Origin of the sequence: Shewanella sp. Iso12 (assembly GCF_012030025.1) — a bacterium.
Taxonomy (GTDB): Bacteria; Pseudomonadota; Gammaproteobacteria; order Enterobacterales; family Shewanellaceae; genus Shewanella; species Shewanella algae.
The window spans coordinates 1-17,972 of the sequence record NZ_JAAUHW010000019.1; the positions used below are offsets into that span (position 1 = coordinate 1).

Annotated in this window: 17 protein-coding genes and 1 rRNA gene; 8 read left to right on the forward strand and 10 right to left on the reverse strand. The window is 51.9% G+C overall.

Going from position 1 to position 17,972, the window contains the following annotated elements; translation table 11 throughout:
* The first annotated feature begins 113 nt into the window (after positions 1 to 113).
* From rrf to corA, 3 genes are all read left to right on the forward strand, one after another.
* Positions 114 to 229, forward strand: a 5S ribosomal RNA gene (gene rrf, locus HCX89_RS21355).
* A gap of 597 nt (positions 230 to 826) precedes the next feature.
* Entirely contained in the window at positions 827 to 1,192 is a 366-nt protein-coding gene (locus tag HCX89_RS21360) for a hypothetical protein (RefSeq protein ID WP_025889694.1), read from the forward strand.
* Positions 1,193 to 1,291: 99 nt separating this feature from the next.
* Positions 1,292 to 2,239: a magnesium/cobalt transporter CorA gene (gene corA, locus HCX89_RS21365; RefSeq protein ID WP_071238815.1), complete on the forward strand. Its 948-nt coding sequence runs from the start codon at positions 1,292 to 1,294 to the stop codon at positions 2,237 to 2,239.
* Between the two features lie 25 nt (positions 2,240 to 2,264).
* Here the strand turns inward: corA and HCX89_RS21370 are convergent, their stop codons facing one another.
* Entirely contained in the window at positions 2,265 to 2,576 is a 312-nt protein-coding gene (locus HCX89_RS21370; RefSeq protein ID WP_025011469.1) for a DUF3135 domain-containing protein, read from the reverse strand.
* A gap of 124 nt (positions 2,577 to 2,700) precedes the next feature.
* The gene (locus HCX89_RS21375) at positions 2,701 to 3,960 is read right to left on the reverse strand and encodes an HD-GYP domain-containing protein (protein ID WP_025011468.1); all 1,260 of its coding nucleotides are present in this window, start codon (positions 3,958 to 3,960) and stop codon (positions 2,701 to 2,703) included.
* A gap of 114 nt (positions 3,961 to 4,074) precedes the next feature.
* Here HCX89_RS21375 and HCX89_RS21380 point away from each other — a divergent pair, with 114 nt between their 5' ends.
* The gene (locus tag HCX89_RS21380; RefSeq protein ID WP_144217079.1) at positions 4,075 to 4,773 is read left to right on the forward strand and encodes a 2OG-Fe(II) oxygenase; all 699 of its coding nucleotides are present in this window, start codon (positions 4,075 to 4,077) and stop codon (positions 4,771 to 4,773) included.
* A 3-nt stretch (positions 4,774 to 4,776) separates the two neighbouring features.
* Here the strand turns inward: HCX89_RS21380 and HCX89_RS21385 are convergent, their stop codons facing one another.
* The 5 genes from HCX89_RS21385 to HCX89_RS21405 form a co-directional block, all read right to left on the reverse strand.
* Complete coding sequence (locus HCX89_RS21385; RefSeq protein ID WP_071238814.1) at positions 4,777 to 6,126, reverse strand: sensor histidine kinase; 1,350 nt, start codon at positions 6,124 to 6,126, stop codon at positions 4,777 to 4,779.
* Positions 6,117 to 6,791, reverse strand: a complete 675-nt coding sequence (locus HCX89_RS21390; protein WP_025011466.1) for a response regulator — start codon at positions 6,789 to 6,791, stop codon at positions 6,117 to 6,119. The genes HCX89_RS21385 and HCX89_RS21390 overlap by 10 nt, the downstream gene beginning before the upstream one ends.
* A 221-nt stretch (positions 6,792 to 7,012) precedes the next feature.
* Positions 7,013 to 7,348 (reverse strand): hypothetical protein, encoded by a 336-nt coding sequence (locus HCX89_RS21395; protein WP_144377835.1) that lies wholly within the window; start codon positions 7,346 to 7,348, stop codon positions 7,013 to 7,015.
* Between the two features lie 143 nt (positions 7,349 to 7,491).
* A complete protein-coding gene (locus HCX89_RS21400; protein ID WP_167717429.1) occupies positions 7,492 to 8,244 on the reverse strand; it encodes a LysE family translocator in 753 nt (250 codons plus the stop codon).
* 97 nt (positions 8,245 to 8,341) lie between these two features.
* Positions 8,342 to 9,166, reverse strand: coding sequence for an AraC family transcriptional regulator (locus HCX89_RS21405; protein WP_044734689.1), 825 nt, complete (start codon positions 9,164 to 9,166; stop codon positions 8,342 to 8,344).
* Between the two features lie 124 nt (positions 9,167 to 9,290).
* Here HCX89_RS21405 and nadE point away from each other — a divergent pair, with 124 nt between their 5' ends.
* Complete coding sequence (nadE, locus tag HCX89_RS21410) at positions 9,291 to 10,121, forward strand: ammonia-dependent NAD(+) synthetase (protein ID WP_167717431.1); 831 nt, start codon at positions 9,291 to 9,293, stop codon at positions 10,119 to 10,121.
* A gap of 47 nt (positions 10,122 to 10,168) precedes the next feature.
* Here nadE and HCX89_RS21415 read toward each other — a convergent pair whose 3' ends face one another.
* On the reverse strand, positions 10,169 to 10,648 hold the full coding sequence (locus HCX89_RS21415) for a hypothetical protein (protein ID WP_167717433.1): 480 nt from the start codon (positions 10,646 to 10,648) through the stop codon (positions 10,169 to 10,171).
* Between the two features lie 90 nt (positions 10,649 to 10,738).
* Here HCX89_RS21415 and HCX89_RS21420 point away from each other — a divergent pair, with 90 nt between their 5' ends.
* On the forward strand, positions 10,739 to 12,199 hold the full coding sequence (locus tag HCX89_RS21420; protein ID WP_117200792.1) for a carboxylesterase: 1,461 nt from the start codon (positions 10,739 to 10,741) through the stop codon (positions 12,197 to 12,199).
* Here HCX89_RS21420 and HCX89_RS21425 read toward each other — a convergent pair.
* Together HCX89_RS21425 and yejK are read right to left on the reverse strand one after the other, a co-directional pair.
* Positions 12,165 to 14,333 (reverse strand): diguanylate cyclase, encoded by a 2,169-nt coding sequence (locus HCX89_RS21425; protein ID WP_167717435.1) that lies wholly within the window; start codon positions 14,331 to 14,333, stop codon positions 12,165 to 12,167. The genes HCX89_RS21420 and HCX89_RS21425 overlap by 35 nt on opposite strands.
* Positions 14,334 to 14,617: 284 nt before the next feature.
* On the reverse strand, positions 14,618 to 15,646 hold the full coding sequence (gene yejK, locus HCX89_RS21430) for a nucleoid-associated protein YejK (RefSeq protein ID WP_025011458.1): 1,029 nt from the start codon (positions 15,644 to 15,646) through the stop codon (positions 14,618 to 14,620).
* Positions 15,647 to 15,725: 79 nt separating this feature from the next.
* On the opposite strand from yejK, the gene HCX89_RS21435 reads away from it, so the two are divergent.
* Together HCX89_RS21435 and HCX89_RS21440 are read left to right on the forward strand one after the other, a co-directional pair.
* A complete protein-coding gene (locus tag HCX89_RS21435; protein ID WP_025011457.1) occupies positions 15,726 to 15,938 on the forward strand; it encodes a YejL family protein in 213 nt (70 codons plus the stop codon).
* A 103-nt stretch (positions 15,939 to 16,041) separates the two neighbouring features.
* On the forward strand, positions 16,042 to 17,823 hold the full coding sequence (locus HCX89_RS21440) for a DUF3413 domain-containing protein (RefSeq protein ID WP_025889703.1): 1,782 nt from the start codon (positions 16,042 to 16,044) through the stop codon (positions 17,821 to 17,823).
* Positions 17,824 to 17,972: the final 149 nt, after the last annotated feature.

Below are 17,972 nucleotides of genomic sequence, written 5' to 3' on the forward strand. Positions count from 1 at the left end.
AATTGTTTGGCTGACAAAGCCGTGACGAGCGAGCCGCGCAGTGTACTGAAGTACATGAGCAGCGTAGCAAGGAAACAATACCGTCAGACGGACAATTAACCAGTAAGAATATGTCTGGTGACAATAGCATTGTGGTCCCACCTGATCCCATCCCGAACTCAGAAGTGAAACGCAATCGCGCCGATGGTAGTGTGGGGTCTCCCCATGTGAGAGTAGGTCATCGCCAGACGCCACTTTGGTTTTCACTTTTTAGAAAAGTAAAGACAAGACAGTAACGATGGATCCCCAGCACTTTGTGTTGGGGATTTTTCGTTTTAATTGCATTTTGAAATGTCCACTCTCACATGGGGAAGATAAAGAGTCCGAACGCAGTGAGGCACAATCCCATGTGGAGTAGGGTGAGGTTGTCGCATCAAACTCAGTTTGATGCGACAAACGAACGCGGAGAGCTTGCTCGAAGCTGGCCATCGCCAGACGGCTAATACCAATTTGATTAACTATCTGGTCAGATTTATCCAATCTCTGGAGCACAAAGATTTCACCCAACCGGTATCCTCAATAAAGGTACTCGAGGCTTAAGTCGAGAAGGGTTTATCTCGCTTCCAGCGAGCATGACTTTCATGGCAGTCATATATTTCAGCTCGCCGTGGTGCAGTTTAATGTCACAAGCACTCATCAAAACCTGTTGTCATATGCTATCAATCCAAAGGCTTTAAGATGTTACTGGTGGCTTTATGATACAGCTAACTGTCATGGACAGGCTTTTCCTTTATAATTAACAATTTGATGCTTTCATATATTCTTGGTTAAGAATGAGGAGTCGAGCTTGCTGACCAAAATTCTGCTGACGGCCTTGGTATTGGTACTGGCGTGGACCATGCTCAAGCGAAGGGCAAGCCCTGAAGTGAGGCAGAAGGAGATTGCCGAGCCTTTGCCCCTGTTCAAACGCTTTCTGGTCCCTGGAGCCGTGGGCGTTACCTTGATACTGGCCTGCGGCTTTTTTGCCTGGCAATGGTTTGATGGTTATCAGGTGGTTTCCGTGACCTTGGTTTCACCCAAGGAGGAGCGGCGGGAAGTTTATCAGGTGCGCAAGAAAGATATCTCAACTAATGAATTGGTTACCGTGGATGGACTTAGGATCCGCCTTTCCAGTGAGGAGCGTTTGATGATAGCCGAGAAAAGTGTTCCCTGACGCCATTGAGCACTTTCCATTAATGGCTTATCAGGTAAACTAGGCACATTTTTTTGCCGGGCATTTCTTTCTACGGCACGGCTATCTTCAGGAGGACCCATGATTACTGCATACACCTATCAGGATCAGCAGCTTAAAATTATTGAGCTGACAATAGAAGACGGTCTTCCGGAGCAAACTCTGTGGTTGGATCTCTACAAGCCGGATGACGATGAGCGGGATTGGTTGAGTCGTTACTCGGTGGAAGAGGTACCCGACGAGGAAGATATCAATGAGATTGAGGCCTCGGCACGTTTCTATCAAAACAAAGACGGCTTGCATATCAACTCTCTGTTTCCGCAGCGGGTTGGCCAGGATGTTCGTGGTGTCAACGTCTCATTCAACCTGCGTAACCGGTTTTTGGTTACCATACGTGAAGAGGATGTCGGTCTTATTCGTTTGCTGCGTAACTATTTGCGCCTCGGACGCATCATGGTGGCCACGCCTCAAGCGCTGTTTATCGAACTCTTTAATCTTAAGGTAGAGTACCTCTCTGACTTGATTGAAGATGTTTACACTGTGCTGGAAAACGTTGGTGAGCAGGTGTTTGAGAGTAATGAACTCGATGATGTGTTCAAGCTGATCACTTTGCAGGAAGACTCCAACGGCAAGATACGTTTGAGTCTGCTCGATACCCAAAGGTCTCTGCGTTACATACAGAAGTATTACCGTAAAGAACTGGCCGAAGATGAGCTCAAGGAGATCCGCGAGATGTTGTCGGACATCGAATCTCTTATGCCTCACAGTCAGTTTATCTTCGACAAACTCAACTTCTTATTGGATGCTGCCATGGGTTTCAGTGGCTTGCAGCAAAACAAGATCATTAAAATCTTCTCGGTTGCGGCCGTGGTCTTTCTGCCGCCAACCCTGATTGCCAGTAGCTACGGGATGAACTTCAGAGAGATGCCTGAGCTTGAGTGGTACTTCGGTTACCCTATGGCGCTGGTGATGATGTTGGCCAGTGCGGCAGGCACTTACCTGTTTTTCCGCCGCAAAGGTTGGCTGTAACGTTGTAAGGGCTTTAGCAACTTGGTTACAGGGGCTTGCGCCTTAATGGTATCACCTGAGCCTTGTGATCTCTGTACTGGTCCGGTGCTTCCAACACGCTCGCCAACGCGGCGAACTTGTGGCGCATAATGCGGATGCTGACCAGGCATCTGTGATAGGGGTTATTGCAGCGTGCCAGACTCTGCTGCAGGTGGTGTTTAATGGTTCTGAGCTGGTCCTGGTTGGAGTCGGAACCATTGATCAACTCATCACTCAAACGCTCCTGTAGCTTGTCCAATTCTTCAGGCTGGTTTTGAGCCAGCCACATCAAGGTGTCAAAATCCGGTAGTTCTGTCATTGCCGGCCTCCGCCTGTGAGGGGTGAGCCTGGTTTCAGGCTACCCAAATCCAGGTTGCAACAACAAGATTAGTTCAGTCTAACTATGATGGCGATAATGACTTTGGTTATATAGGCCGAAGGGCTCAGCCTTTGCTTTCGCTGCCGAAGTAATAGCTGACCCGTTCTCTGGGATTGAGATACTTGAAGATTTTCTCCGGCAGGGCCGCCGGTGGCAGGCAGCGCACAATAGAAAGGCCTTCTGCTTCCAAGTCGATAATCGGTGCCTGATCTTTGGGCACCAGAGCGTCATATACCAGAATTCGTGGCAGAAGTAGCTTATCCAGGTTGACCGACATTACCAGCCCATATTGACCGGAAGAGAGTTCGACCACGCTGCCGGGAGGATAGACCCCGAGCATCTTGATCATCTTGCCGACATATTCCTGATTCAGCTTCCCCTTGGAGTATTTATACAGATAGCCCAGAGCAGCATAAGGCGTTTTGGCCTTGGATTGCACTCCAGGGTGACAAAGAGAGTCATATTGGTTCACCACAGCCACCAACTGGGCGGTCTGGCTCAGTTCATCGGCTTTCAGGCCTCTTGGGAAACCGCTGCCATCGAGCAGCTCATGGTGATTGGTGATAACGTCCCTGGCATTTTCCGGAAAATCGGCTGCCAGCTTGATGAACTCTGCGCCCATCAACGGGTGCTGATTCAGCAGGTTTTGTTCGGGTTTGTTCAGTGGCTCCTGCTTACGCAGTATCTGGCTTGGCAGTTTGAGCTTGCCTACGTCATGGAACAGTGAACCCAGGCCCACGGCCTCGATATCTTCTCTGGGCCATTGCAACTCTTTGGCTACCAACATGGCGAGAATGGCTACGTTGAGAGAGTGAAAATAGATGCCTTCGTCTTTATCCGAATCGGCCATCAGATGCAGAATAAGGTTGTCGGAGGATAACAGTTGCTCGGCTATGTCACGCACCAAGTCCTGCGCCTCGGTAACAGCATTCAGAGGCCGGCTGCGTAGTTTGTTGACCAGATTGCGCATTCTTGCCAGTGAACGGTCAAAATGTTCCTCTGTCTTATGCAGCTCACGGCGCATTTTCTTGAGGATCTCGATTCGCCTTTGCTTGTCGCTTTCCATCTGTTGTTGCAGAGAGTCGACTTCCTGTGGATTTTCCACCGGAGCAGGCTGCTGATCGGCCGGTAGCGGCGGGGTATCACTGCGATCCGGCACCACGAATACACTGTCTATGCCCAGCTTGCGGATAAGCTCGATTTGAGCCTGCTGTTTGATACGGAAGCTACTGAAAAGAAAAGGGTGATCTTTCCACGCCAGTGGAAGGCGGACGAAGTTGCCTACCTGCAGTTGTTGGACACTGACTCTACAGCTCTTGTTCATTCAAATCATCTTTTTTAAGCAATCGAATCATTTTAGCGCAAAGAGTACGCTTTACAATTAGTTAGCTCACATGTAAGCATGTTTGGATAAAAAATTAATCAAATTGAGATTTTTATGGACTTTATCGAAGTATATCCCAATGCCATTCCTGATGAGTTATGCGATCGTCTTATTGCCGCCTTTGATGCTCATCCGGGTGTTACTGAGGGCCGCACAGGCCATGGTGTCGACAAGGAAAAGAAAATCAGCCGCGATCTGACATTGGATCAGTATCCCGAGTTGCAGCCTCTGCGCAATGAGCTGCTGGGCCACACACTAAAGCATGCCGGGCGATACTTTGATAAGTATGCCATGGCGCTGATGGGAGCCGTTGCCGTGCAGGTGGCTGATGAGTCCGGCAATGCAGTAACCCTGACACCGGATAACTATGCTCGTCTGGGAGCCCCCCGAGCCGAGGCGCTGGTACAATACCTTTATCGTAGTGGTACCATCAATCTGCAAAGATATCAGCGCGATGTCGGTGGTTATCCTCATTGGCATTCTGAGCAGTTTCCCCAGGCCGGTCACAACGACGCCCTTCACAGAGTGGTGCTCTACATGTTCTATCTCAATGATGTGGCCGAAGGCGGGGAGACTGAATTCTTTTATCAGCAGCGCAAAATTGTGCCAAAGAAGGGCACCATGGTGATAGCCCCGGCGGGATTTACCCATAGTCATAGGGGGAATCGTCCCAAGAGTGATGACAAGTATATTGCCACCTCCTGGATCATGTTTAACCGCGCCGAGCAACTTTATGGGCCAACCCGGCGCTGAGACTCACTGCATGGGAATTTGAATGCGGAAGCGGGCACCTTCCAGATCTGAATCCTCAATGCTGAGGGTGCCGCCGTAACTGCTGACGATTTCGTTACATACCGCCAGACCAATTCCCTGTCCCGGTGACTGGGTATCGGCGCGCACGCCGCGCTGGATGATCTTCTGTTTAAGGCTCTCATCAACCCCTGGGCCGTCATCTTCTACCAGTATCTGCAGTATGTTGCCTTGATAACCGGCACTGACGCGAACGGTTGAGATACACAGGCGGAACGCATTTTCCATCAGGTTGCCGAACAGCTCCATCAAGTCGCCCTGATTGCCGGGAAACTGCAGCTCTTCCTCTATTTTGGCGCTGAACTTCACCTGTTTGTCACGGTATACCTTAAACAGCATCTGTGCCAGTTGCTCCACCAGAGGGGCAATCGGAGTCTGTTCCTGCTTGAGGCCTTTGCGTCCCAGCATGGCGCGCTTGAGCTGATATTTCACCAGCTGATCCATCTGGCTCACCTGTTCCATGATTTTTTCGCTGCTGGCCTGTTTGTCCAGGCTGGCATCATCTGTGATGGCATGCACGGCGGCGAGACGGGTCTTGAGGCTGTGGGCCAGGTCATTCATGGCATTTTGATAGCGCTGTTGTTGGGCGCTGGATTGCTGCAGCAGTTGGTTGAGAGCTTGGGTGACGCCTTCAAGCTCCACAGGATAACCGCCCGAGAGTGACTTGGACTTACCGTTGATGATGGATCTCAACTCATTTCGCATCTGTACCAGTGGCCGCATGCCCCAGTAAGCGGCGCTGATAAGCAGTACCAGCGCCAGTGCCAACACCAGTGCCAGGCGAATATAGGTGCGTTTGGCAAATTGGCTGTATTCCTGCTCCAGTTTGGCCGCATCCTTGAGCACCAACAGGTTGTAGTGAATACCGGCGATATCGACCGACAGCAGATAGGCAAAATAGGCGCGATTATCGGCCATGTTGAGGTAGTAGGGGGGCGCTTCGTTGCGGATTTCATTGAAACGTTCACAGGTATCGAACAGACCTCTGTCCACCGCCAGCGACGAGGTCCATACCTGCTTGAACTTCTCGTCACAGGAGGCGATGACATAGCGCTCCTGTTTGTTGTTCTCCTCAAGCCAGGAGCTGGTGTCCGGTATCAGGTCGTGCTCCCTGAGCTCGGCAGCCACCTGAGGGATTTCGGCTATCAGCTGCGCCGTCTCTTCGTTGTAGCTGTTTTGCGCATGCAATATGTTGACCATCCAGGCCAAGCCAAAACCGACCACGGCAATGATCGATAACGAAGTGAGAAACATCCGCGTCAGCAGGCGTTTCTTGGGCTTTATTCTCAATTGCATGGCAGGTTGAATTTGTACCCCTGGCCTCTGATGGTCACTATTGGATTTTCGATGCCGTCACGGGTCAACTTCTTGCGTAGTCGGCTCACCATCACCTCAATGGTGTTGGGATCGCCTTCCTTGTCGCCGTAAATAACGTCCAGCAGGCGTTGTTTGGCGACCACTTCATGGTTGTGACGCATCAGGTACTCAAGAATTTGATATTCGAAGGCGGTGATTTCCATCGGCTCACCGTTCATGGTGACTTGCTTGGCGGCGAGATCCAACGACAGGTCGCCGCTGTTGATCACCGGCTTGACGAAACCGGCACTGCGGCGGACCAAGGCATCAAGACGGGCCACCAGTTCCTCTTTTTGAAAAGGTTTGACCAGGTAGTCATCGGCGCCGGCGTTGAGTCCCTCAACTTTGTCTTGCCAGTTGACCCGGGCAGTAAGGATCAGGATAGGGGCTTTGACATCTTCATCCCGCAGGCGTTGGATAAGCGCAATGCCGTCCTGATCCGGCAATCCCAAATCCACAATGGCGACATCAATGGGGTAGTTGGTCGCCTGAAAAAATCCCTCTTTGGCTGTTCCCGCCACCTGGACCTGATTTCCCAATTCTCCCAGTTGTACCTTGAGGTGATGGGAGAGTAAGGGATCGTCTTCAACAACCAAAATTCTCATATTCTTTACGCCTTTAACTGAAATCCAAACAGTGTACGCAGTTCCCTGGAACAGCTCAAGCCGAGGGGCTAAATCAAGGGCTTAGGCCAAAGACCCGGCTGGCTTAAACAGGGCTATACACTGGCTCGAGTGTATAGTCCTTTTACTTAACCTGTGCTGACCTCTGACGCGGATTGTTGAGTAATTGGTCTAAGAATTGGAAAGGTTGTGGTGAGTTGCCGTTATGGCAGGCGGCTACGGTTTCTCGCCAGCCCATTACCACTCCAGGCGCACAGCAGAGTAAACAGGGTGACCCCGCCCATAATGAATGCCAGCCTGACCCAGGGGGCATCCATGGCCTGGCGCATGGCAACATATTCAAAGCCACTCTTGGCCCATACCAGCAAGGCGCCGGCCAATAGGCCGACTTGCAGGATGCGAACGACAACGGCGCTTTTCACAAACAGCACGGCCGGCGCCAACAGGCAGATAGCGGCGGCGATTGTGTGTGAGTATCTGAGAAAATGGGCACCCAGCAGCCAATAAGCAAGACAGAGTAAAACAACACGCCACCACATAGAAACCTCGAATCGATTGAGTTGGGGCTATTCTAGTCTGGATTTAAAATGCATTCTATTTACTGCTTCACAGTTTACTCCCGGAGCTCCAAGGGTTAAGTCCTTCAGGCTTTATACCAAGTTTGTGGCTCAATTGTTCTGCGTCAAGCCGTCAGCAACCTCAGCAGTATGGCAACCGAGACGGCCAGGAAGATAGCGCCGCAAAGGTAATCTATGTAATGGCCAAAGCGCAGCAGGCGTTGCTGCACCCGGGCGTGAGACAGCAGCATGGCCAGCATGGCAAACCAGATAACCGAGAGCAGCGGCAGTAATATGGCGGCCAATAGCTTGGTCTGGCTGTTGACCTCCGGGGTGATAAGGGTGGAAAACAGCGTTAAAAAGAACACCAACGCCTTGGGGTTGAACAGGTTGGTCGATAACCCAAGCAGCAACCCGGCGGCGGCAGACATGGTGTTATCGCTCGCACTTTTACCTGGCTCATTGTCTACCCTATTGTTTAACTCCTCGGACTGCATGACTTGTGTATCATTGATTGCTGCCCGGCAGGTTGGCAATTCATTGGTTTGAGCTTCAGCGAGTGGTCTTGCCGCCAAGGCGCGTTTAAGCCAGGCCTGAACACCAAAGGCTCCCAGTCCCATCCAGCCCAGATAAAGGGCGCCAAAGAGCTGCACCAGCACAAACAGGGTATGCGAGCTTTGAATGGCCAGGCTGACACCTGTGAGGCTCAGGACAGTGTGCACCAATATCGCCAGAGAGATGCCAACGGCGGCCGCCAGTGCGGTGCTGCGCTGCTCTCGGCTGGCAATTTTCAGGATCAATGCAAAATCCGGCCCCGGGCTCGCCAATGCCAGCAGGTGAATGGTGCCCAGGGTCAGCAAAAGATGCAGATCTGTCATAGTCAACTCTATCCTGTAGTGCCTCATTAAGACGAGGCTGAAAGTGTTTGGGTATAGGGGTAAAAATGCTCAGCCACCAGAGAGGGGCGTGTGGCATTCACAGCATGCGCCGCTGAAACGCCTGTGGAGAAAGCAGGAAGGCACGCTTGAAGGCTTTGTTCAGATGGCTCTGATCGAAGAAGCCGACTTGCTGCGCCACCGAAATCACACTGTCTCCCCTGAGCAGGGCTTTCTTGGCATATTCCAGGCGGATCCGCTTTAAATAGGCATGTGGCGTCATGCCGGTTCTCTGGCGAAACTGCCTAAGCAGTTGGTATTGGCTGAGATCCAGCTCCTTGGCAAGCTGCGGCAACCTAAATGGCGCACCGGGATCGGCATGAAAGGTTTCTCTTAACCTATCGAGCTGACTCTGACTCAAGGCATGGGGCTGCCTCTCGGTATTGAGCTGGCGGCCATGCAGGCGCATCAGCTTTTCCAAAAAGGCAATAACCGCGGCTTCGGGAACCAGGAGATCATTGGCTGCTATGGGTTGGGTCAGCAAATGGTGCAGCTGGCAAAATTCCTGATACAGCGCTGGATGATGCAACATAGGCGCGGCAAAACTGAAATATCCCAGGCCGAGATCCCGCGCCAGTTGTTGCAGCCAGTCATGGGGCAGGGACATTACCAGGGCACAATAGCCCTGTTGTTCGCTGCTCTGGCCATCATGGCTGCTGTCGGGATCCAGGGTCGACAGCCAATTGGGTCTCAGGTGCCAGGTTTGGCCACGGTAATGAAAGTCCTGGCCGCCGTGACTGACCACACCGATATGAAAGTCCAGATGAACATGGGGCTCGAAGTGAAAATGTTGAAAACTGGCCCGACTGATCTCCAGTTCGGGATGGGATGGGGCGCGCCAGTAATGGATTTTCTCCTCGTGCATCTTGCTATCCTGGGTAAGAATTTATGTTATCTTAGCGGTCGGTGATCCAGGCCGCCTAGTAAATTATTGCACGGCCGGTATCAAAGTCAGACTTATAAACACCGATAACAGATTGGAGCCCACTGTGAAAGGACAGATCTTAAGAGAAATGAAAGTACTGAGTGCTATTGAACCTGAATATGAGGTGGAAAGGCGGGTAGCATTTCTCAAGGCCAAACTGCAGGAGGCTCACTGCAAGACTCTGGTTCTGGGGATCAGTGGCGGGGTCGATTCTTCCCTGGCCGGACGCTTATGTCAGTTGGCGGTAGATTCGCTAAATGAAGGCAAAGCCGAGGCTGAGTACCGTTTTGTGGCCATGCGTTTACCTTACCTTGAGCAGCGCGATGAACACGAGGCGCAGCAGGCGCTGGCATTTATCCGCCCCAGCAAACTGGTGACTGTGAATATTCATGACGGGGTTAGCGGCATTCATCAGCATGTACTCAGTGGCTTTGACCGCGCTGAACTGGCGCTACCGGATGCCAATAAGGTTGATTTTGTGAAGGGTAATGTCAAGGCCAGAATGCGGATGGCAGCCCAATACGAAGTGGCGGGTCTGCTGGGTGGCCTGGTGGTTGGTACAGATCACAGCGCCGAAAATGTCACAGGTTTCTATACCAAGTGGGGCGATGGTGCTTGCGACTTGGCGCCGCTTTTTGGCCTGAATAAGCGTCAGGTCAGGCAGTTGGCCGCCTTCCTCGGCGCCTCGGAAACCTTGGTACGCAAGGCGCCAACGGCGGATCTTGAGTGTGACAACCCTGGGCTTGAGGACGAAGTCGCCCTTGGGCTGAGTTACGATCAGATAGACGACTTCCTTGAGGGCAAGCCGGTTTCCGCCGAGGTGGAAAGCAGGATCATAGCCATCTACAAAGCCACGCAGCATAAGCGCAGGCCTATCCCGACCATTTACGATTAACGGCTCAAATTGAATCGTAAAACGCCGCGTTAATCGCGGCGTTTTCTTTATGGGGTGCAGTGCAGCGCTTGGCGCAGCAGCAAAATACTGGCGTTGGGAAATTGGCGGTAATCCAAGTAGGGGACTTTCCAGCGCCACTGATCCAGCCGCTGTATCCCGGGGGCAACAGTGAGCTTCTGTCCGGCATCGTCGGCGATATTGAGTTTGCCGGCGGCTTCATTGCCGGCAATAAGAGCTATGCCGCTATCGGTTGCCAACCGGGTCGCTGCTATCTCAAGTGCGACCTGGGAAAAGAGCCGCTGCTGCAGAAAGCTACGCCAGTCGTCATCCGGGGCAAATATCTTGGCGCAGATCACCAGGATTTTGCGCCAGTGGTTGGAGTTGGCGGCTATCAAGGCCGCAGCGGCATCGCTCTGTTGCCAATGCCAGTCAAGCGGCAGTGTTGGCGGGTTGGGCAGATAAACCCGCGCTTTGGCCAGGTCGTTACCAATACGCAAAGGAAATGAAGGCGTTGAGTGTGCGTGCACGTTTGCTCTCTGTTAGACTTTTATGCCAATGAATCTCAGTGTAATGCCATTCCAGCGTCGCCACTTTGGGGCAGTTCAAGGTAAAGGTCAATGAAAACTCTGCTTATCAGTTCGGGGAAACAGCTCTCTATCGCGCTTTTTTATGCTTGCTTCGGTATAGGGCTGGCGTTGACTGTAACCGGGATCTGGCTACTCAATGGCCGCGCCGATTTAAGTCCTTGGCATACCCATTTTCTGAGCCATGAGTTTGATCGCCACAAGGGAGTCGAGGACTTCGGTGATTATCTCAAGTTGGAGCAGCAGCTGTTTACCGAGCTTGATCAGGAACTTGGCAAGCTTTCTGGTGGCATAAGTTCTCCCATCAATCGTTATCACACTGGCAGCATAGCGGATCCCAAGCGCTGGGCTTTGCCTTGGAATCAAAGTTTTGAGTGGGCCAATGCGGACGCGCAGTTCGGGCTCTTGTTGCTTCATGGCATGTCAGATTCACCCTACGCCATGCATCAGTTTGCCGAGCAGTTCAAGGGGCGCGCTCATGTGTTGGCGTTGAGGCTACCGGGACATGGCACTCTGCCATCAGGCCTGGTGCGCCTGGAATGGCAGGATCTCGCCGCTGCCGTCAGGCTGGCCAGTCGCCATATGAGCCAGGTGCTAAACGGCAAACCTCTCTACGTGATAGGTTATTCCACCGGTGCCAGTTTGGCACTCAACCATGAGTTGGAAAACCTTCACAGCGGCAGGCCTGCGGACTATGAAAAGGTGGTGATGCTGTCACCGGCCATAGGTTTGGCCCCCATGGCCGTGGGCGCGCAGTGGCAGTCGCAGCTGGGCTATATTCTGGGGCTGGAGAAACTCAGCTGGAATACTATCTCACCCGAGTATGACCCTTTCAAATACAGCTCTTTTGCCGTTAATGCCGGTGATGTGGTTTATCGCCTGGCGCAGCACAACAGTCAGCGTTTGTTGGCTTTGCCTGAGGATAAAAAACGCCAGTTGCCGCCGATTTTGGCGTTTCAGTCGTTGGTGGATGATTCGGTATCGACGAAAGCTGTGCTGGAGAACCTGTTTCTGCAACTGCCCAAGGGAGCCAATGAACTGGTGATCTATGATATGAACCGCAGTCAAGTGAACCTCAGCATGACACCTGTGGATCCGCTGGCGGAAATCAGCGGCATACTGGCGCGAACCAACCTGACTTTCCGGGGAACTTTGATTGAGAACCAGGTGGGCTTTAGCCATTTGGTGCAGGCCAGAGAGTTTGGTACTCATAGCGGAGTGGAAAAACTCGACTTCAAATGGCCCGTGTCTGTCTATTCCCTGTCTCATGTGGCCTTGCCGTTTTCTGCCAACGACAGCCTGTATGGCAATCAGATGCCAAACAGTATGGAGCGCATTCAAATTGGCGCCGCAGCGTCCCGAGGGGAGCGCGGTGTCATCAGCATTCCGGCTGCGGATATGCTGCGCCAACGTTGGAACCCTTTCTTCGATTATCAGATGCAGCGGATTGAAGCCTTTTTCAGCCAAAATCCTGAGCCGACAGAGTACAGATGACCCGGTTGCGTCCCTCGCTTTTGGCCTGGTACAGGTTGGCATCGGCTTCTTTCAACCATACCTCGAGAGATGAGCTGTAGGAGGCGTTGGCAATCAGGGCGCCGATACTGACAGTGACACTTATTAGGCGTTGATCTTCGGGGTTGATGATCTCAAGCTCGGCAATGGCCTGACGAATTTCATTCAGAAACTGCTCTATCTTGAGTGGGTTGCACATGGGCAGCAGCAACAATAACTCTTCACCGCCATAACGGCTGATAAGATCCGAGTCGCGCTTGAATTTTGTCTTAAGTAAATCGGCAACCCGTTTCAAGGTCTCATCGCCGCCCAGATGACCATATTCATCATTGACCCGCTTGAAAAAGTCCAGATCCATCAGCACCACGGCTATGGCTTCGTGATTGCGCTGACACAGACCCTGCAAAGTGGCGAAACTCGCTTCGGCATGGCGTCTATTGGCAAGTCCTGTGAGTGGATCTGTCTGGGCCAACTGTTTGAGTTTACGGTTGGCCTGCTCAAGCTCCAGAGTTCGTATGATGACTTTTTCCTCCAGATCCAACTGATGCGCCATCAGTTGGCGTTGGCTTTCCTTGAGCTCACTGTAGAGATGGCTTACTTCCACGGGCACATTGTGGCCATCGAGTAACTTATCCTCGGTAAGGCGTTTACCCTTGTTGAGCTGCTCTGAAATCAACTCCAGCGGCATGGTCAGGCGCTGCCCCACCACCCTGGCGACCAGCAGCGACAAGAGTAAAAACAGCAACAGTAGAGCAAAAGTGAACATAAACTGGCGCTCTACTTCGTGCAGCAATGGGGCGTAAGGGTCGAGCACAAAAATTTGCCAGTTGTTTGGCAGGCGATAGTGGCTGTAAACATATTCCGGGCTGTCATTATCCAACGCTTTTAGATTGAGCATGGGCAATAAAGAGCTGTAGTGCTTGCCACTTTGGCGATAGTTGAGCCGCTCGAGTTTTGGCAAGGCCAACTCCCTGGAGGCATAGATAAGGCGCATGTTCTCATCGACAATAAACATCAACTGGTTGGTTTGTTCCAGAAAGTCATTATCCAGTTCGCTGAAACGATTGAGGTTGAGTGAGCCTTCCAATATGCCGATAACTTGTGGGCCTGTGGCGAGATACAGCGGGCTGCTGATGGCGACTATGGCATCTGAGCCGAAGCCCCGGCCGAGAAATACCGGTGAGACATAGAGGCGCTCGTTGAAAAACGCCTGCTGGAAATAATCCCTGTCATCTATACGAATATGATTTCCTTCAAGGCCCTGAAGCCTGCTGACAGGGCTTGCCTGCACTATGCTGCCTTCGGGATCGGCAATCAACATGGTTAAAAATCCCGGATTGAGTTTGTGGAGCCGCGACAGCATCCGCTGCAATTCATTGGGAGTGGGTGAACTGTGTTTGATAAGCTCGGCGGCAGTGGCTATAACCGACTTATGCCGCTCGAGATAATGCTCTACCGCCAGGCCGATATTTTTGGCGGTTTCATGTAAGTGTTTACCCAGGATCTGTTGCTGTTTATTGACCCAGTAATAATTGAATACCAGGGTAGAGATCATCAGGCTCAGGTTAAGCAGCAGTAAAAAGCTGTAAAAGAGTTGCTCGCCAAAGCCACTGCGCTTGGCGGGTAACTGACGAGCAATCAGGCGTGTCAATGCAGGGATTAACAATACAATCAAGCAGGCCAGGGTGATATAGACCATGGCATTGACCGATTGCTTGATCACCACAAATGGAATGTATTCCGAAGGTAAGTCGCTGAAAAAGTGGAGATAACCATAAATAAGTGGCATGCCCAGCAACAACCAGAAGCCGACACCCGCGTAAAATACCGGCCAGCGCCTGAGCCTGGCAACCCCCAGTGCCAGGGCCTCAAGGCAGAAAAGCAGATAAACGTGCGGGCTGTCCCATTGCAGCATCAGCGAGGTGACGCTGATGGTGGCGGCGAGCAGGGCATACCAAGGCCCAAGTAAGATGGCAACAATCACATAGAGGGTATTACCCAACACCAGCTGCACATTGGCAAACAAGGGGATAGGGAAGCTGTTACAGGCAAAGCCTATCAGGCCGGCCATCAGACTCAGCAACAGTGGTTGTCGATACCAGGGCAAGTGGGTCAAGTCAGTTTCAACTCCCGTCTGGAGTTAACGAATAGTTAATGACAAATGCTAGAGCTAAATGGTTTATTTAACAATAATTTTTGAATATTTGTCTTGAGCGCTATCCAATACCTGTTTCGAATCGGTACTCGCCAAGGTTCGCTGTGGTGGCGGTTTTGCATAAAAAGGGATGGTTGGGTGGTCAAACAGGGCAAGCCAATAAAGATGAATAGCTGAAGATAGCGGCCGGAAAAAGCATCAAGGCGCCCTTGAACAATGAAAGCGCCTTGATGTGTTTGACAGCCTTATTCGCCCTTGAGGCGCCGGTCCAGTTGATCTTTTAAGTTGGCGGGCACGCCTTTGATTAAAATGGTATCCGAGATAGGGTCGTAGATGACCCGTTCGCCCAGATGTGAGCTGTCAAAGCTCAGGGTCAGGCCGCCGCCGGTGCCGGAGAATTTCTTCAACTGCCTCAGGGTGGATTTATCGGCCGGAAACTCCTCTTCCAAACCGTAATCACCGCCCACGGCAAAGTCATAGAAGGAATCCATGCCGGATTCTGCCAGTTCATCGGCCAGATCCTTGAGCATGACTTCACTGCCGTTGTCGACCTGGGAGGTGCAGTATTCAAACACCCGGTCGCGGCAGGTTTGACGCTCTTCTTTGGTCAGTTCACCGCCACCGACAAAGTCTTCCACCGCCTGCATCAGGGTCTTGCTCTGCTGCTTGGGGTTAACCCCTTCGACGCAGCCCATAAAGTCGAGGAAGAAGTCGGCCACCTTGCGACCGGCTCTGCCGCGGATAAAGGAGATATATTTGCGTGACTCACTGTCGGCTTGCCACTCGGTGAGATCGATTCGGGCCGCCAACTGGATATTATTCAGATCCAGATGGTCGTTTTGCGACAGCTCCATATCATCCAGCACCGTCATTGACGACTTGGCATTCAGCAGTGCCACAAACAGGTAGTCGCTGGCCATAAAGGTATAGCAGGCCAGCAGCAAAAATCCGCCCTGGCTGAAGTCATACTTGGAGAGTTCTTCCTGCAGCAGTTTGCCGGCAGTGGCTGAGAATTCTACAAAGCCTTGCTGCCCATCGCGATAAGACTTGAGTGCTTCCTTGAAGGCGGGGTTGGCTTCGCCATCATCACCGGGGACGCCAAAATAACCAAAGCCTTTTCCCGCTTTGCTGGAATAGCTTTGGTGCAGCTCATCAAGCATGGTCTCAACAGCCTGGCTGTTCAGCAGTGGTTGAGGGCGCAGACGGCAGCTGAGCTGGCCTTCGCCGTTTTGGGTGATTGCGTGAATAATCGCTTGTTCGACGTGAATACTCATAAGCCCCGATAGTGATACTCTGTTGTAAATCCGCTATTATATGCCGCTAATCCTAATCTGAGTGAATCATTTTTTATTTATGGCTATCCAATCAAAATATACCAATGCTCAAGTTGAATCCCTGATCGCCGAATTGCTGGCTGTGCTGGAAAAACACCAGGCTCCGACCGATCTTGGCCTGATGGCGCTGGGGAATGCGGCTTCGCATCTGTTATCGACCAAGGTGCCCAAGGAAGCCCGTCAGCAGGTGGCGGAACAATTTGCCAAGGCATTGACACAATCCCTGCGTTGACTTGTAACAACTGAAATGCGCTAAATAGTGGCGTTGTAAGTCAAAAAGCACATAATAGCAATCAATGTAAGATACACAGGCAACTTACAAAAAGCGGATCCATATGGTCGAGCGAACAAAGCAGTTGGGCAAGGATAGGGTTTCACGCCTAATCAATTGGGGGCACTGGTTTGCCTTCTTCAATGGCTTTTTGGCCATGATAGTCGGCAGTCGATATCTGGAAAGTGTCGGCTACCCGGAAACCTGGATTGGTTGGGGTTACCTTGGCGTCAGTACCATAGGCCATTTCAGCTTCCTGGCGTTTATTGTCTATCTGGTGTTGCTGTTTCCCGTTACTCTGCTGTTGCCTTACTCGCGTATCCTTCGGGGATACGCGGCAGTGGTGGCCACCCTTGGCCTGTGTATCATGCTTTATGACACCATAGTCTATGACGACTATGGTATGCATTTGAGTCCCTTCGCAGTCGATTTGGCCTGGGCCGACCTCAACAGTCTGCTGCATGGCACTTCCTATATCGTCACCCCCCTTGGGATCCTCGCTCTGGAGTTGACCGCCGCCAACTTTATCTGGAAGCGGATTGAGAAAATTCAAAAGCGCAATTATGGCAACAAGGTGGTGGCCTTTATCGGGGTTTGCTTTGTCAGTAGCCATCTTATTCATATCTGGGCCGATGCCGCCGATGTCACTGAAATTACCCGTTTCGATGATGCCTACCCGTTATCCTATCCGGCAACGGCGCGCACCTTCATGGAAAATCACGGTATCGATGGTTCCAGCAGCTTGAAGGTGGATACCGAAACCAGCTTTAAATACCCAAGAGCGCCGCTGACCTGCAGCGCCGAAGAACATCCCAATGTGCTGCTTATTGCCATCGACAGCCTCAGGGCCGATATGGCCGACGAGCAGACCATGCCGTTTTTCAGCCGCTACAGCAAACAAAACCATGAGTTTATGAATCACCTCAGCGGTGGCAATACCTACCGCAGCGGCATGTTTTCCCTGCTTTATGGGCTGCAGGGCAGTTATATGGACGCGGTGGAACTCAATTACACCAGCCCCTTGCTGGGGCAGAGCCTCAAGCAGCAGGGTTATAATCTGGGGCTGTTTACCAGCAGAAGCAATTATGCAGAGGCGCGGCCCCAGGCAATTTTCCGCGACTTCGACGCTCATATTGCCGAAGATGAGGGTGGCAGTGCCATGGCCGATATTCAAAATATCGACAGTTTCAAGCAGTGGCGGGCCCAGCAACAAGCTCCTTGGTTTGCACTGCTGAACCTCAAATCACCGGAAGACTATGATACCCCGGTAGGTTTCCTCGGTGTGCAGACGGTAAAACCCGACAGTGCCCTCAAGCCGGCGCAGAAGGTGTTGTTCAATCAATATCGGCAATCGTTGAACTTTATCGACAAACAGCTGGAGCAACTCTTGTCTGCTATGCCGGAAAATACCCTGGTGATTATCACAGGTGTCAATGGCAAGGTGTTCACCAGTAATGCCGATGAAGCCAGGCGCGACCTGTCACCGGCCAATGTCAATGTGCCTCTGGTGATCCATTGGCCCGTCGGCGGCCACGCCCAGGCTAAATACCGCACCAGCCACTATGGTTTGGTGCCAACCTTGATGAGCCAGGTGCTGGGGTGCAGCAATCCGGCCACAGATTACAGTGCCGGTCGTCATTTGCTGCAACCGGACAGTCTCACTTGGGTCTATGTCGGTGATGCCAGAATTTTTGCCATCTATCAGCAGTCGGAGATCACTGTGATTGACCGTCACGGTCAATATCGTATCTATGACAAGGCTTATCAGAACCGCCTGGACAAGAAGATGAGTGCCCCGGAACTTATCGAAGTGATGCGTGAAGGGCGGCGTTTGTACAACCATTAAGCGCTGTGGATTAAAGACTGTACGATAGAGAAAAAACAGACCACAAACTAGGCAGTTAAACTAAAAATCCTCAGATGGAGCTTGCACAGCCTCGCGACTGTTGATAAAGTTCTGCCTCGTTGAGACGGCACACTGCGCCAGCCGCTCAA